Genomic DNA, 14807 nt, shown 5'->3' with positions numbered 1-14807 from the left:
GGCGATACTGCTGTGTTCGTTCAGTGCATGTTCCGCTCCCCGCCTGTCCGGCAAAGCCGAAGCCGAACGGCAGATGAGCCCTTGCGAGCAAGCGCTCACGCTGGTGAACGACGATTCCTGGAATGGTACCGGCACCCCAATGACAGTACGGTATGTCGCTGGTCAATCGGTACCGCTGGCATGGATTGACGTCGCCGCGTCCTGCCCCGGACGATTCGGCGAGGGAGTGCTTCGCAACGCCCAGTCCAAAGCCAAGCTGGCTTCCTTGGCCCAACGACTGTCCGCCGTCACTCCATCCTCATCCCCCGCTCGTCTAGATGGAGTCACCGCCATGACGATGGACACCGATGTGCTCGATGCCATGGCATTGGCCGAAGACCGCGCCGGATTCGCTTTGGAAGTACTCGCCGCGCAGGGCCGGACCGCGGGGGCGACGCTCCAGCTCAGCGACTTGCACAAAAGCGCAGGGCAACAGCTCGTGTCGCTGGCGGACGGCAGCTGGAACACTGCCGGCGATACGGGAGCATCCGGCACCCATGCCGATCCCAGACAAAAGGTCTACGACATCAGTACGCTGCTGGCCAATCCGGTGACTATCGACGACAAGCCCAGCGGACAAACCGTACCGACGGCCGCCGCCATAGAAATGGATTGTGCACGCGCCGAAATCAAGGCCGTAACGGATTCGGACTCCCCGTCCGACACCACCACATTGTCCATCCTCGCCGCGCTCGCCGCCAAACATGCGTATGCCGCGTTCCAGCTCGGCTATCCCACTGCCGACGCCGATCTCTTCGAACGCTAACGCAGGGCCACGCGGGATATCTCACAGAAAACAAAAAGGGCTTCCGGAAAACCCCAGAAGCCCTTGGTTGCGGAGACAGAGGGATTCGAACCCTCGAGCCGCGAAAAGCGACTAACACCTTAGCAGGGTGCCCCTATCGGCCACTCAGGCATGTCTCCACGTTGCCCAATCAAGCGCAACAGCAAAACACTGTACCACAACTTTCGGATATCGCGAACACTTCGAGGTGTTGCGCGTCCTCCATCGATGTTCCCATCACACAGACCGCGCACGCAATCAGCTATTATCAATCATTTCCCGCCGGTGCCGTATCACCCGAAAACGTGACGATCACAGCGCAAATCACCAACGCGACGCCTACGATCTCACCAGCGCTCGGCACTTCGCCGAACAATAGACCAATGGCAACAGCCATTGCGGGATTAATCGACTGCATCACGGAAAAAGCACCGGATGAAGTACGCCGCAACGTTATCTGTTCCACGACATAGGGAATAAACGACGCCATCAGCGAAATGACGAACAACAACAGCAACAGTTTCAACGAACCGCCGGCGGCGAGCGCCCAGGTGGCATCCGGCTTGGGATGAAGCACGTGCGCGGCGGCAGGTGCGCCGAGGAATAGCGACTGCACCAGCCAGCCGATGGTCACGGCAATGCATAGATTGTCCAGAGAATTGCCGCCCGAAGCCACGCGTCGTCCGGTGACGATGTATACGCCCCACATCGACCCGCCGATAAGAATGGCGATCAAACCAACCAGAAACGTACCTTTGCCGGAAGGATTCGCCAGCGAAATGCCGGCAAGCAACACCACGCCAACCGCTGCAATACCGATGCCAAGTCGTTCACGCCAGCTGCGGCCGGTAACCACCGCCACCGAAAGCGGGCCGAGGAATTCTATAGCCACGGCAATGCCCATGTCCATATTGCTGATGGCCACATAAAACATCGTGTTCATCAACACCAGCGAACATCCGAGCAGCACAATCAAGGCCCATCCTCGTGCGGATCGACGGAAAAGCCGATCGCGTTTGCTCACACTCCACGGACGTCTCCATGCCAGCAGCAGTACGGCCATGAATCCCACGCGATACCATACCGAGTACAGCGGGTCGAGCTGGGTGAACGCCAGTTTGGCGACGGCGGTAGCCAGATAAATCACCAAAGCCTCCCCAATGACGATCAATACGACCGGAACACGGTTGAGAAGACCGACCACCACCTGCTTCACCTGACTCATCTGCTGCATAAGACTCACGCTACTCGACCCGTCGGGACAGCAGTCGCGGGGCGTGGACACACCGGAAAAACACGGACAACGCTTTGGACAGGGCCACTGACCGACATGGTCTGGCATGTCATGGTCTGGCATGTATCCGCTCGCACCTCCGCTCGCACCTCCGCTCGCACCTCTGCTCGTACAATAAGAGGCATGAGCACCGCACCACGACTTGAGGCCGCCAAACGAGATTGGGGACACGACGAAAGCGGCTGCACAGTGCTGCATATCGACATGGACGCTTTCTATGCTTCGCTGGAGGTGGCGCGTCACCCGGAGTTGCGCGGGTTGCCGGTAATCATCGGCACGGGCACACGTTCGGTGGTATCTGCCGCAAGTTATGAAGCTCGTCGCTATGGCATCAATTCGGCCATGCCGGCCGCACGGGCACGTCAATTATGCCCGGATGGCATATTCCTACCGGTCGATATGCGCTACTACCGCCACGTGTCGCAACGGATCATGCATGAGGTGTTCCTGACCATCACCGACCGTTTCGAGCAGGTCTCCGTGGACGAAGGATATATGGACGTTTCTGCGGCACTCTTGGCATGGAAACGACCGAGCGCCATCGGCGCATGGATCCGCACGCAGGTGGCCGAACGTTTTCATATCACCTGTTCGGTTGGCATCGCATGCAACAAACTGATTGCCAAAATGGCCTCGACCAATGCCAAGCCGAATGGCATGCTGCTCATTCCCGCCGCCCGCTCGGCCGAGTTCGTACAAATGATGCCATTGCGAGGCATTCCCGGCATCGGACCGTCGTTGGAGCAACGACTGAACGCGTGGGGCGTAATGTCTGTGGCCGATCTGGCACGGATGGATGAATCGTCACTCGCCCAAGCCACCGGTTCCAAGGCGGCTGCGCGTGGATTATGGATGGCCTCACATGGATTGGATTCACGATCGATCGAACCGGTACGCGAAGAGAAATCCATCGGATCCGAGCGCACGTTGGATTCGGACACGCGAAACATGCGCGTGGTGTGCAACCTTCTGCGCTCGGCATGCAATGAGGTGGCAGCAACATTGCGCCGCAAAGGATTGGTAGCACGCACCGTTACCGTCAGACTACGGTTCGCGGATCTGAGCTATCAAACACGCTCATTCACGATGGAACAGCCTACGAATACAGCCGGCGTCCTTTATCCGGAATGCGTGCGTCAGCTGCGCCTCATGATGGGAATGCCCTCCAGTCTCAAGCCCCTAACGCCGCCGCGGGATGCCGACTCGCTGCCGCCGCTACCCAAATTGATCAGATTGGCGGGAATGAGCGTCTCGTCATTGAGCGCGGCCGCCAGCACGGCCGTGCAGCCTTCGCTGGATGACATGTTGGAGGCTGACGATACTCAGGGACGAACCGCACAGGCACGTCGGCATGACGCGGAAGCGGCGCTGGACGCGGTACGCAAACGATTCGGAGCCGGTGCCGCGCAGTTCGGCGCATAGCATCGCCGCAAAGCTTCAGGGAGAGCATCGGCGTAGAACAAAAAAACTCCGGTTCATGAATGTTTATGAACCGGAGCTCGTTGGTACCCCCAGAGAGGGGGATACGGCCCAGCGTCGTACAGGTCCATCTCCACCACTCCGGGGGCAAATAAATTTACCTTCATTACTTACAAAATCAATCATAGCAACGGTTCCCGCTTTCTTCCAATAGACACGCGAGCGGTGTTGCTCCTTAGCGTCATCTTCATGCGGCTGATGGTCGAAACGACCTGTGACGAGTGATCGAATCAGCCTAAACCTCAATGATTGCAAGGCCTAAGGCATTAGAGGTGCATTTTTAGGTGCAATGGCTCACTGAGAACGTATTCGGCCACTTGGTGGCATTTTTGGTGGCATTTTTCCGAGGCCGTTATGCCATGCCATCGATCTTGGATTCAGCACAAGGAGCATCATCATGTCCGCAAGGACGAAGAAGGACAGTATGGGGCCGTCGCCGGGGCGGCGGAGCAGGTTCGGCACCGTGACGCCGCGCTACGATACCGCAGGCAATCTCGTCGCCTGGCAGGTGCGGTACCCGGACCCGAAACGACCGGGCAAGAAGGTCCAGCGCCAGTTCAAGCCGGACATGGAGCACGAGGCGCACCAGTGGCTCGAAGGGGAACGGCATCTGGTGGAACTGGACCGCAAGAACATCCAGGAATGGGTTCATCCGTCCGAACGCCGCCGCAGGAAGCGCGCGAGCCTGATCTCGTTCGAGGATTACGTGACCCGGTGGGCGGAGGGGTACCGGCTGCCGAACGGCGAGAGGATAGCCGGCGGCACGCGCCGGAACCTGTATCTCGACATCGCGCACTTCATGCCGGGCTTCAAGGGCAAGCTCCTGACCGAGATCACGCCGAAGGACATCAAACGCTGGTACGATGCGCCGCACCCAGAGGGACAATGGGCGTTCCGTCGCTCATGCATGCGCCTGAAGGCGGCGTTCGCCAGCGCCACGAAGATGAGCATGGACGGTTCCCCACCGCTGATCCGTGACAACCCGTTCATCCTGCCCATACCACCCGCGCCGCGATCCGCCAGGGAGGACGTTCCGCCGGTCACGCCGCTGGAACTCAAGCTGATCGCGGAGAACATGCCCGACTACACGAGACTGGCGGTGATACTCGCCACGCTCGTCGGAGGCCTCCGTTGCGGCGAGCTGTGCGGCCTGCAGGTCAAGGACATCGACCTGAAGGCCAAACGCCTGACCGTGCGCCATTCCGTCAACAGGGGCTATACGGATCGCGGTTCGACACGCATCGCCAAGACCAAGACCGACTCCAGCCGACGCACCGTACCCATCCCCGACGGGCTCGTTCCCCTGATTCACGACCATCTGCTCAGGCACTGCGAATGGACGGACCAGGAAGCCATGGTCTTCCGCCCCAGACGAGCCTCGGTGATGAGCCAGACCACTCTGGAAGCTCAGTTCCGCAAAGCCAGGGAGAAAGCCGGCCGCCCCGACCTGACCTTCCAATCCCTGAGGGCGAGTCACGCGACACTGCTCATGCTCAAGGGCGGCACCTTGCGGGAGGTCATGGACGAACTCGGTCACGTCAGCGAGAAGGTCGCCATCAAGCACTACCAGCGCATCGTCGCCCGACACCGTAACCAGATCGTCAACCAACTCGCCGAAGACTTCATCAAAGCAGCGCAATGACCACATGCAGACGAATACGGATTGAGACGCCCTGTTGCCCGGTGTATACAGAACTATTCCCAATATGGAATAGTTCTGTATACAATAGGAATATGGCTATTAGAACGAATCGGACGCTGCTCACGCGGCGGGAAGCCGCCCGTAGGCTCGGAGTGAGCGAGCGACGGGTCAGCGCGCTTCGCGCTGCTGGTCGGCTTGAATCTCTTTCCGTGGGAGGCGGCTCGCTGATTACGGAGGATTCCGTACGTCGCCAAGCACAGTGGCAGGGTGCGGATGGGCGTCCTTATTCACCAGACATGGCGTTCGGGGCGCTATACATGCTCAGCGGGCTCGACGCGCCATGGCTAGGCCGGCAGCAGCGATACCGGCTCAGGGGATACCTGAGGCAGATGGATGCGGAGAATCTGACCCGTCTCGCGCGCAGGCGTGCAACGACGGTCGAATACTGGTGCAGGGACTCCAACCTCGGCAAGGTCGAAACCCTCATCCGTCCCTCCGCCGCCACCGGAGCATTGGCCGCCTCGTTCCAATTGACCGTCACAGACGTGGTGGAAGGCTACGTCACCGCCGATGCTCTGAACGACGCCATTCGGCAATGCCGGTTGAAGCAAGGCGCGACTCCGGTCCGGGTACGGCTCCATGTCACCGACGGCCTTCCCGCCGGTGAGGGCCCTATGCCTCTCGGCGTATGTGCGGCCGACCTGGCTGAATCCAACGACCCGAGAGAACGCCGCGCCGGCATGGAAACCCTTCAACAGCTGATCGACGAATATCATCGCAAGGAGCATCAGGCATGATTCCGACAATCCACATCCCCAACACGGGCCATCCGTGGAATACCGTGTACGCGGTCGCCGCGGCGGGTATCCCGGAATCATGGCTGCTTACGGGTGGACTCATGGTCCAGCTGCACGCCATCATGGGTGGATTGACAGCACGACCCACCACCGACGCCGACCTGCTCGCCGACCTCATGGCGGACCGACGCGGCATCGCCAGGCTGCGCAGCATCCTCACTGCCCGCGGGTTGGAGACGCAGCCGGGCACACTGACCGGATACACGACCCGTATGAGCGCGCCGAACGGCGACGTCGTGGATCTGTTGGTCGCCGATCACCTGCCCAAATTCCTCGGGACTGACGCGACCATCGCCGGTACGCCGGTGCTGTCCATGCCGGGCGGCGCTCAGGCCGTGGAACGCAGCATGCAGGTCAGACTCATCGACGACCAAAGCAATGCCGATACCGTGATTCGCATCCCGGACCTGCTCGGTGCCCTGATACTCAAAAGTGCTGCCTATAGCGCCGACCACGCCGGCTACGGTGAACGCCACCTCTACGACGCCGCCATGCTTGCGTCGCTCATCCCGGACCCTGACGCTGAACTCATGCGCCTGCACAGCACCTCCGACCGCAAACGCATCAAACTCCTGCGCGACCAGCTTACCGAGGATTCACCTTACTGGGACAACCTTGACGAATCACACCGTCAGGATGGACTGGACGCTATCGAAACACTCGCCACATGGTGACGGGCATCCTGTCAGCAAGTTGCATATACGGGGCATGACATCCTGAATCACGTGGTTTGAAAAACGTCCTGTTCCCTCGCGACAGAGCACGGCCAAATACTCGACATTCAAAGATGCAGTATTGAGCGTCTGCGTGCATATCGCTCTGACGTGATATTGGCCTAATGCGATCGAGCGTGCTTTATTTGGCATCTGCCTGCTGTAAGACCTCAAGAATCGTCAGTCATTACAGTTCTTATTTTTTTCTGCTTCTCTTTTCGTTTTATGCGGATAGAGCTTATCGACACAGACAATGAATGGCCTCAAAGAGGCCATTTGCATGTGTATGTCATCTCAAGATGACATACACATGGCGAACTCCTCCTCTCCGGCATCATTTGACTTCAATCTCCCGAAAGGCGCACACACGGTGCGCCTTTTTGCTATCAAGGGGGATTTCATGCCCAGGAATAGGCGTCCCAAGAAAAACCAAACAGCAAGGCCTCGAAGCGCATGGGGAACGGTCATACCACGTTTTGACGAGAACGGAGGAATCATTGCCTGGCAAGTTCGCTACCCGAACCCGCTTGCCCCGGGGAAACGAGTGCAACGGCAGTTCAAACCTTGGCAAGAACTAGATGCCAGAACATGGCTCGAAGAAGAGAAACATCTGGTAGATCTGCACAATAAAGGCATAGCTGAATGGAAGCACCCGACCCAACGGAAAAAAGACAAGCTGCAGGAGTTCAGGGAACAGGAGCAGCGTCATATCCTGTTCCGCGATTATGTGGCGCAATGGGAATCAAACTACAAGCTCCCGAATGGCGGAGAGATAGCCGGAGGAACACGCAGGAACCTCAAATTAGACATCCGGCATTTCATCACGGATTTTGAGTCGCTCCGCCTCTCGGAAATCACACCCTTGAAAATCAAGGCATGGTATGACAAACCGCATCCAGAAGGGCAATGGGCCTTTCGCCGTTCCTGCATGCGATTCAAAGCGATTCTCGAATCCGCGACAAAGCCCGGGCTGGACGGAACGGCACCATTGCTCCAATTCAATCCATTCATTTTCCCCATACCGCCTGCGCCGCGATCATCGCGTATCGATGTGTCACCGGTGACTCCTCGCGAACTGACTTTGCTGGCGCAGGCCATGCCGGAATACACAAGGTTGTCGGTCTTCCTCTCGACCTTGGTCGGAGGGCTGCGATGCGGGGAATTATGCGGTCTTCGTGTCAAAGATATAGATCTTGATGGTCAGACGTTGCATGTCCGACACTCCGTAAACCGCGGCAGTATGGATCGTGGAGAAATCCGGTATAGCAGAACGAAAACGGAGTCGAGCATAAGGAACGTGCATATACCAGATGCCCTCATGTCGATGATTCGTCAGCATCTTCATGATTACTGCGACATGCGCCTGCCGGATTCACCGGTATTCGTCCCACGAAGGGCGAGGATAATGTCCCAAACCACTCTGGAGGAGCAATTCGCCAAAGCTCGCGTGAAAGCAGGGCGGCCTGATCTGACATTTCAGGGACTGCGGGCAAGCCACGCGACATTGCTGATGCTGCGAGGGGGAACACTTCGTGAAGTCATGAACGAGCTGGGACACACCAGTGAGAAAGTCGCCATACGGTATTATCAGCTCACCGTAGTGGAGCATCAGAGCCAGATCGTCGACCATCTGGCTCAGGAATTCATGGACGAATAACCATCCAGCAAGAAAGTAGCGAGCAGGCGTGGGCGTCCGATTGATTTGACGGACCCCACGTCTACACGAACACGACCATTGATGAGGTCAGAATCCGATGGCTCCAGGGAATGTCATGCGATAGATGACAAAACATTGATGGTGGAGTAACGAACCTCGTGATTATGCGATACTGCACATCACGGAAAGGACAGTCATGAAAGTAATTGCCTCTGTGTTGATTCTTGTATCATTGGTGACGTCGGGCGCTCCTCCTGCAGGAGCTGGTTCCACAAGCCAATGGGAATCCGTCTCCACGGCAAGCACCCGTATCTATCCGGGTTGCCCGCCGCCACTATACTGGATCTGCCATATCGGAAGCTGATTCGAGGGGAATTCTGACGTGGAGCTGCCAGGTCCCGTCTTCAGTGGAAATTCTCGAATCGCCGCCCAAAGACCGTATACGCTCGATATGCAGCTTCAAACCATTGCGTGATGCCGGTTTATCGGGAAACAGGTTATCGTCCGACACATCGTTGACCTGATCGATATGGATGGATGAATCGTGGAAGTTGACGGAGATGTAGTATTCCCCGTTCGGCTTTGCGTGGGCGGCGGTATTCGTATATAGCTCCTGCAGCAACGACACTATTTCGCGTGAGCAATCATCATTGATGCTTTCCGGAAGGTTCGAAGATAAACGTGTCTTTCCTGAAAAACCAAGCTTCGCCAAGGTTCTGTCTCCCTGTTCCGCAATGGTTTGAATCTGACTTGCACAAGATGCATTCATGTCGTTCATGTGTTCTGCATCATCGCCATTCATTAAGTTGATAGCGCTTCGAACTTCTCCCAATGTCTTGACGAGCATTGTGCGAAGTTCCGTGACTTCCGTTTCGGTGAAGACGTTTTCGTGATTCAGAGATTTCCTGTCCAGCAATATTGCCATATAGGTAAGGTTTCCGGTAACGGAATCATGAATCTGGCTGGCGGCGATGTTCTCCTTTCGGATCATTGCAAGATGCTGCTGCATTTTCTCGACCCTCAGTTTATCCTGTTCGGCCTGATTCGCCAGATTACTCCATGAAACGGCTCGCCCAGCGAAGAAAACCAAAAACATGATGAACAGCAGCATGACGTATTCACTGACCGGGGTGCCTGTCTCGTCGAATCTCCACATGCGCACTGCGGATACCGCCAGCGGGTAAATCGCCCCGTATGGAGGTTGGACATATAGCCCAGCATAGGCCAATGCCAGCCAGATTCCCCACAGGAAACTCGGCCCACTGTCATCCGGTATAAGGCAGCATATAAGAAAGGAAGCCACGACTATATTGGCGCCCAACATCGGACGAAAAACCATTAGCGCAAGTGCGGCTATATGGACAATTACCAGCAGCCCGGTGATCGCACTGTCCGGAGGATATGACCAGGTTTCTGCCAGCGTAAGGATGATGCTGATTGCAGGAAGAAGATAGCGGATGTATGTGGAATTTCGACTTATATAAGCGATGAATGCTCCGCGCCTGTCTTTCATTCTTCCTTCATTTCAAGCCAACGGATTACTGCTTGCGTTCGGTTCTTGGCACCTATTTTCTCGACTACCCGTTTGATGTATGTCTTTACGGTCGGTTCTCCTATACTGAGCTTTGCTCCTATTTCCTTTGATGTATATCCTAGCGCGCACAGATTCATGACCTCTTCCTCTCTTCTGGTGAGGTTTTTGTATCGATGCTCCGGATTGTCCTCTCTGGACAGTCTTGCATAGGCTTCCTGTGCGGTTTCCGATGACTCGTATTTCACATGAGGTGATTGTCCGTTAGCCAACAGGCACGGGGCTTGGCAGACGTCACGCACCTGCGCCTTATCCATCAAGCACGCGGCCCCGTTTTCCAAGGCCTGAACATAATATCGTTCCAAGGAGAAAGCGGTTATGCCGATTAGCACAATCTGCGGTGTTTTGGAACGGATGGCCCGACATACCTCATAACCGGTCATGTCTTCCAGGGACATGTCCACCAGCAGAACGTCAGGCTGCGTTTTCTTATCTAGGCATTTGTCTATGGCCGTTTTGCCTTTCGCCGCCGTCCAATATATTTCGGCGAATGGCAGCAGCTGCTTAACCATAAGTTTCATCATGCCAAGCGTGAGTTTGTCGTTATCGACAATGGCGATTCTGATTCGTTTCCCTAGATACATTGCTCAATCATCCGTGATACGGCCAAGTGTGGTGGCGTCGTAAGCGTTTGGTTTCAAGTCGGCGACATCGGTGGCCTTGGTCTTTCGTGCCGGACAAGACCACCAATGCGTACTGGTACTAGTTGCTCAGGAATCGGTTGGGTGTAGCATGAAGACTCCTCTCACGAAACGCTGCTGCTCATAGTACGCTTCGTGCTCCGTTCGCTGAGCGCAGGTGCTCAGCAACCCGGAAAACGACTTCCTGCAGTCTGTGCAGTTCGGAGTCGCGGCTGGTCATACCCCATTGCGCCGCATACGCCTCCATCCAGATCTCCAATGCTTCGGCAAGGTTCGCCGCGTCGTCATGCTGAATCGCCTCACCCGATTGCACAGTGCCAATGACCCCGGTCTCGGACGCGAGTCGGAGACCAACTCGGTTCAGAAGTCGCTGCCCCTCGATGGCTACGCGAAATGCAGCGGCATCCCCGTTGGTCCAAGGTCCTGAGGTCGCGGCGATTGCGGAGATTCGACGGGCACTGGTCTGTAGAAGGTGATCTGCGGTTTCGCCGAGCGTGACGTGATGTTTCAGATAGCGGAGCAGCATCCGTCGGGATTCCGCAAGTGACGGTGCCCGGCTTCCGTCCTGAAGGGCGCGGACCACGTCGTCCGGTCGTTCGTCTTCCGGCAGCAGTCCTGGGATGGTTTGCAGAACCCCGGTGTTGACGCCGCCCCGTCCGTCATCAAGTTCCAGCCATGTGATCAGATGGTTCCATTCAAAGCTGACCGCATGACTGGCATGGGTGAGGATATCAAGCAGTTCGCCGCTGGCGTCGCGGTATTCGAGTCGGGAGACACGGCGGAGCATGTCGGTTTCGTCCGGGGTGCGTCCGGGGTTCCATGATTCCTGTGCGCCGATGATCATGCCGGGGATGGCCATGCGCGGGTCGTTGACGTGGCCGAGGTCGCCCCAGTCGGTGACGAGCATGCCTTGGGCGCCGTATTGCGTGCCGTAGCGGGCCATGCGGGTGATGTTGTTCCAGGCGTCGTCGATGCGCGGCAGGAGCGCGTTCCAGCACCATACGGCCGGGCAGACAATCTGCCGGGCGCCGGATCGGGCGACGGTGCGGATCTTCTCGTCGGTGACCCGCGGGTCGTACTGCCAGTTGAGCAGGGTGACGGTTTCGGGGAGCCGTCCCAGGATCTCGGGGTGTTCGAGGGCGATGTCGCCCCACATCATCGGCTTCTTGCCCTGGGTTTCGAGGTGGCGGCACAGGCGGGTGACGTAGTCGGCGTACATGGCGGCGACGCCGATCCTCTCGGCGAGGGGCTTGGAGCGGCCCTTGCCGAGGTCGAAGGTCTCGTCGGCGCAGATGTTGAACTTGTCCGAGCGGAACAGCTGCAGGTAGTCGTCGATGAGCCGGCACGACAGGTCGAAGGCGCGGTCGTCGCTGATGTTCAACGTGTGGTGGCGCATGCGGTCGATGAACCCGAACGGCTCGTCGGCGTTCTCCGGGAATTCGCCGAGGTCGCGCAGGGATTGGGTGCGCAGGGCCATGTAGAGGTGGCCGAACGTGGAGACGGACGGCACGAGCTCTAGCCCGCGTTCGGCGCAGTAGTCGTCGAATTCGAGGATGTCGCGCGGGGCGAGCGGGCTGGAGCCGCGCCAGGTCTCGCTCATCCCGTCGAAGCGGAAGGTGTGTTCGACGTAGAGCTGGAGCTGGTTGTACTTGTAGAGGCAGAGTTTGTCGGCCCAGTGTTTGAGCCAGTCGAGGGTGGGGACGCGGCCGCGGGTGACGTCGAGGTAGTAGCCACGCGTTTCGAAGGCGGGCTCGTCCTCGATGTGCAGGCAGGGCAGGGCGGCGCCGCATTGGCGGATGAGCTGGCGCAGGGTCTGCACGCCGTTGCGCACGCCCTCGAAGTCCGCACCCCTGACGGTCACGCCGTCCTTGGTGACGTCGAGCGTGTACGCGCCGGACGGACGCGCATGGAGATCGTCCAGTGTCGTCAATGTGATGAATCCAGGCCAACGGTCACCCGTGGCGATGTCCCATTCCAATCCCGTAACCGCACGGATGTCGTCGGCAAGTTGTGTTGCGAGTACCTGCCGTTCGTCTCCGAACGCACGTGGCTCGTTGACTCGGCCGCACATCGGCAGCAGTGAGACGCCCGCCTTGTGTTGTACGGTCTGCGGCTTGGGAATGATGGTCCATCCCTTCAGGGTTGCTTGATCGCTCATGGAAGTCCTTTCTCAGTGGTTCACCTTTGATTGCGCTATATTGCGTTTTGGGTTCCGAGATGACGCGCGGCGCCGGAACCACTCGCGGAAATGGTCCCGGCGCCGCACGCATTGTTTATCGCTCCGTTTGGGTTATTTGACGGCTCCGGTGGTGACGCCCTTCATGATGTTCCTTTGAATGATCATGAAGAAGATCACGACGGGCAGGGAGAAGATGACGGATGCGGCCATCTGCCCGCCGAAGTCGGTGCCCATGGTGGGCGTGGAGAACGAGGAGAGCCACACGGGCAGCGTGTACTTGGACTGGTCCTTCATGAACGTGTAGGCGGTCATGTAGTCGTTCCAGGCGTTGATGAACGCGAACACGGACGTGGACACGATGCCGGGCGCGGCCAGGGGGAAGGTGATCTTCCACAGGATCTGCCAGTCGTTGGCCCCCTCGACGGCCGCGGACTCGAAGATGTCCTTCGGGATGTTCAGGAAGAAGCCGCGCATGTTCCAGATCGCGAACGGCAGGACCATGGCGATGTACGCGAGGATCAGGCCGCTGTACTTGTTGAGCAGGCCGAACTGGTTGAAGATGATGAACTGTGGGATGATGCCGCCTGAGGTCATCTGGATGGCCAGCACGAACACCATGATCGCTTTGCGGCCGCGGAACCGGTAGAGGGTCAGGGCCGCGCACGCGAAGAACGCGAGGATGATCGACAGGATGATCGACACGGCGGTCACGATCACGCTGTTCTTCAGGTTCGTCAGGAACGACGTCTGGGTGACGGCCACCATGAAGTTGTCGATCGACAGCTTCGCGGGCCAGAACACGGGCGTGGCGGTCATGATCTGGTTGCGCGGCTTGATCGACGTGACGAACATCCAGTAGACCGGGAAGATCCACACGATGCAGAACGCGACGGCCAATACGATCGTGCCGACGCGGCGCAGCTCGGCCGATGCGCTGCGCTTGGCGCGCGGCGCGATGCCGTGGTTTGCGGTTGCCCTATTCATGGTCACAGGTCCTCCCCGGATTTGAGCAGGTAGCGGATGTACACGCTCGTCAGGGCGAGCAGGATGAGCGTGACCAGCACGCTCGCGGCGGCGCCGGTGCCGATGTCGAACGACACGAACGCCTTCTTGTAGGTGAAGATGCCGATCGTCGCGGTCGTCTCGCGGGGGCCTCCCTGGGAGACGAGCCAGATCTGGTTGAACACGTTGAAGTCCCAGATCACCGACAGCATCGTGATGACCATCAGGCTCGGCTTGATCAGCGGCACGGTGATCTGCCAGTAGCAGCGCAGCTTCGAGCAGCCGTCCAATTGGGCCGCCTCAAGGCAGGACTTGTCCACCTGCGTGGTCGCCGCGTACAGGTTGATCGCGATGTACGGGACGGCCTGCCAGACGACCAGCAGCCAGATCTCCAGAAACGCGAGCCACGTGTTGTCGGTCCACGACAGGTTCGTCACGTCGCCGAACAGCCGGGTCTGGGTCAGCAGCCAGTTGACCACGCCGTACCCCGGCTGGAACAGCCACTTCCACACCACCGACGAGGCGACGTTCGGCATGGCCCACGCGAAGATCAGCACGAACGTGACCAGCCAGCGCATCACCGGCCCCAATTTGGTCATCAGCTGGGCCACGCCCATGCCGATCAGCACGCTGCCGGCCACGAGGGCGGCCGCGAACCCGAACGTGCGGGCCAGCGACTTGTAGAACTCCGGGTCGGTCAGCACGTTCTCGTACTGGTCGAACCCGACGATGTTGAACGAGCCCGTGAACAGGGTCTTCTGGTTGAAGTCCGTGAACGACGTGAAGACCAGGAAGATCAACGGCACCACGACCAGCGCGACGATGATCACGCCGGCGGGCGTCAGCAGCCACAGGGGCGTCAGATTGCGACGCCGCTTCACCACGGGGACGGCGGCAGCCGTCGATTGCGCATTGCTCATCACGCTTCC

12 protein-coding genes and 1 tRNA gene are annotated in these 14807 nt (G+C 58.4%); 6 read left to right on the top strand and 7 right to left on the bottom strand.

The window, feature by feature from the left end:
* Positions 1-73 precede the first annotated feature (73 nt).
* Positions 74-805 (top strand): hypothetical protein, encoded by a 732-nt coding sequence (locus G1C97_RS00880; protein ID WP_169240295.1) that lies wholly within the window; start codon positions 74-76, stop codon positions 803-805.
* Between the two features lie 70 nt (positions 806-875).
* Here the strand turns inward: G1C97_RS00880 and G1C97_RS00875 are convergent.
* Positions 876-963: transfer RNA gene (locus G1C97_RS00875), tRNA-Ser, on the bottom strand.
* A 128-nt stretch (positions 964-1091) separates the two neighbouring features.
* Positions 1092-2039, bottom strand: a complete 948-nt coding sequence (locus G1C97_RS00870; protein ID WP_169240294.1) for an EamA family transporter — start codon at positions 2037-2039, stop codon at positions 1092-1094.
* Positions 2040-2240: 201 nt separating this feature from the next.
* Between G1C97_RS00870 and dinB the strand changes: the two genes are divergently transcribed.
* The 5 genes from dinB (at position 2241) to G1C97_RS00845 (ending at position 8465) form a co-directional block, all read left to right on the top strand.
* Positions 2241-3539, top strand: a complete 1299-nt coding sequence (dinB, locus tag G1C97_RS00865) for a DNA polymerase IV (RefSeq protein ID WP_169240095.1) — start codon at positions 2241-2243, stop codon at positions 3537-3539.
* A gap of 454 nt (positions 3540-3993) precedes the next feature.
* Positions 3994-5238, top strand: coding sequence for a tyrosine-type recombinase/integrase (locus tag G1C97_RS00860; protein WP_169240094.1), 1245 nt, complete (start codon positions 3994-3996; stop codon positions 5236-5238).
* Between the two features lie 92 nt (positions 5239-5330).
* A complete protein-coding gene (locus G1C97_RS12190) occupies positions 5331-6035 on the top strand; it encodes a helix-turn-helix domain-containing protein (RefSeq protein WP_240950936.1) in 705 nt (234 codons plus the stop codon).
* Complete coding sequence (locus tag G1C97_RS12185; RefSeq protein ID WP_240950935.1) at positions 6032-6769, top strand: hypothetical protein; 738 nt, start codon at positions 6032-6034, stop codon at positions 6767-6769. Before G1C97_RS12190 ends, G1C97_RS12185 begins: the two co-directional genes overlap by 4 nt.
* A gap of 349 nt (positions 6770-7118) precedes the next feature.
* A complete protein-coding gene (locus tag G1C97_RS00845) occupies positions 7119-8465 on the top strand; it encodes a tyrosine-type recombinase/integrase (RefSeq protein ID WP_240950934.1) in 1347 nt (448 codons plus the stop codon).
* Positions 8466-8799: 334 nt separating this feature from the next.
* Here the strand turns inward: G1C97_RS00845 and G1C97_RS00840 are convergent, their stop codons facing one another.
* The 5 genes from G1C97_RS00840 to G1C97_RS00820 form a co-directional block, all read right to left on the bottom strand.
* Positions 8800-9978, bottom strand: coding sequence for a sensor histidine kinase (locus G1C97_RS00840; protein WP_240950933.1), 1179 nt, complete (start codon positions 9976-9978; stop codon positions 8800-8802).
* Complete coding sequence (locus tag G1C97_RS00835) at positions 9975-10640, bottom strand: response regulator transcription factor (RefSeq protein ID WP_169240093.1); 666 nt, start codon at positions 10638-10640, stop codon at positions 9975-9977. Before G1C97_RS00835 ends, G1C97_RS00840 begins: the two co-directional genes overlap by 4 nt.
* Positions 10641-10818: 178 nt before the next feature.
* Entirely contained in the window at positions 10819-12855 is a 2037-nt protein-coding gene (locus G1C97_RS00830; protein ID WP_169240092.1) for a beta-N-acetylhexosaminidase, read from the bottom strand.
* Between the two features lie 132 nt (positions 12856-12987).
* Positions 12988-13860 (bottom strand): carbohydrate ABC transporter permease, encoded by an 873-nt coding sequence (locus G1C97_RS00825; RefSeq protein ID WP_169240091.1) that lies wholly within the window; start codon positions 13858-13860, stop codon positions 12988-12990.
* Positions 13861-13862: 2 nt separating this feature from the next.
* Positions 13863-14798: a carbohydrate ABC transporter permease gene (locus G1C97_RS00820; RefSeq protein WP_169240090.1), complete on the bottom strand. Its 936-nt coding sequence runs from the start codon at positions 14796-14798 to the stop codon at positions 13863-13865.
* Positions 14799-14807 lie beyond the last annotated feature (9 nt).

Source organism: Bifidobacterium olomucense (assembly GCF_012932375.1).
Lineage (GTDB): Bacteria > Actinomycetota > Actinomycetes > Actinomycetales > Bifidobacteriaceae > Bifidobacterium > Bifidobacterium olomucense.
This window is presented reverse-complemented; position numbering and strand designations above follow the sequence as displayed.

What these genes read in the sequence shown, in the direction of transcription:
- G1C97_RS00880 (WP_169240295.1), top strand. Translation starts at nt 74, where the DNA reads ATGAGCCCTTGCGAGCAAGCGCTCACGCTGGTGAACGACGATTCCTGG.
- dinB (WP_169240095.1), top strand. Translation starts at nt 2,241, where the DNA reads ATGAGCACCGCACCACGACTTGAGGCCGCCAAACGAGATTGGGGACAC.
- G1C97_RS00860 (WP_169240094.1), top strand. Translation starts at nt 3,994, where the DNA reads ATGTCCGCAAGGACGAAGAAGGACAGTATGGGGCCGTCGCCGGGGCGG.
- G1C97_RS12190 (WP_240950936.1), top strand. Translation starts at nt 5,331, where the DNA reads ATGGCTATTAGAACGAATCGGACGCTGCTCACGCGGCGGGAAGCCGCC.
- G1C97_RS12185 (WP_240950935.1), top strand. Translation starts at nt 6,032, where the DNA reads ATGATTCCGACAATCCACATCCCCAACACGGGCCATCCGTGGAATACC.
- G1C97_RS00845 (WP_240950934.1), top strand. Translation starts at nt 7,119, where the DNA reads ATGGCGAACTCCTCCTCTCCGGCATCATTTGACTTCAATCTCCCGAAA.
- G1C97_RS00840 (WP_240950933.1), bottom strand. Translation starts at nt 9,978, where the DNA reads ATGAAAGACAGGCGCGGAGCATTCATCGCTTATATAAGTCGAAATTCC.
- G1C97_RS00835 (WP_169240093.1), bottom strand. Translation starts at nt 10,640, where the DNA reads ATGTATCTAGGGAAACGAATCAGAATCGCCATTGTCGATAACGACAAA.
- G1C97_RS00830 (WP_169240092.1), bottom strand. Translation starts at nt 12,855, where the DNA reads ATGAGCGATCAAGCAACCCTGAAGGGATGGACCATCATTCCCAAGCCG.
- G1C97_RS00825 (WP_169240091.1), bottom strand. Translation starts at nt 13,860, where the DNA reads ATGAATAGGGCAACCGCAAACCACGGCATCGCGCCGCGCGCCAAGCGC.
- G1C97_RS00820 (WP_169240090.1), bottom strand. Translation starts at nt 14,798, where the DNA reads ATGAGCAATGCGCAATCGACGGCTGCCGCCGTCCCCGTGGTGAAGCGG.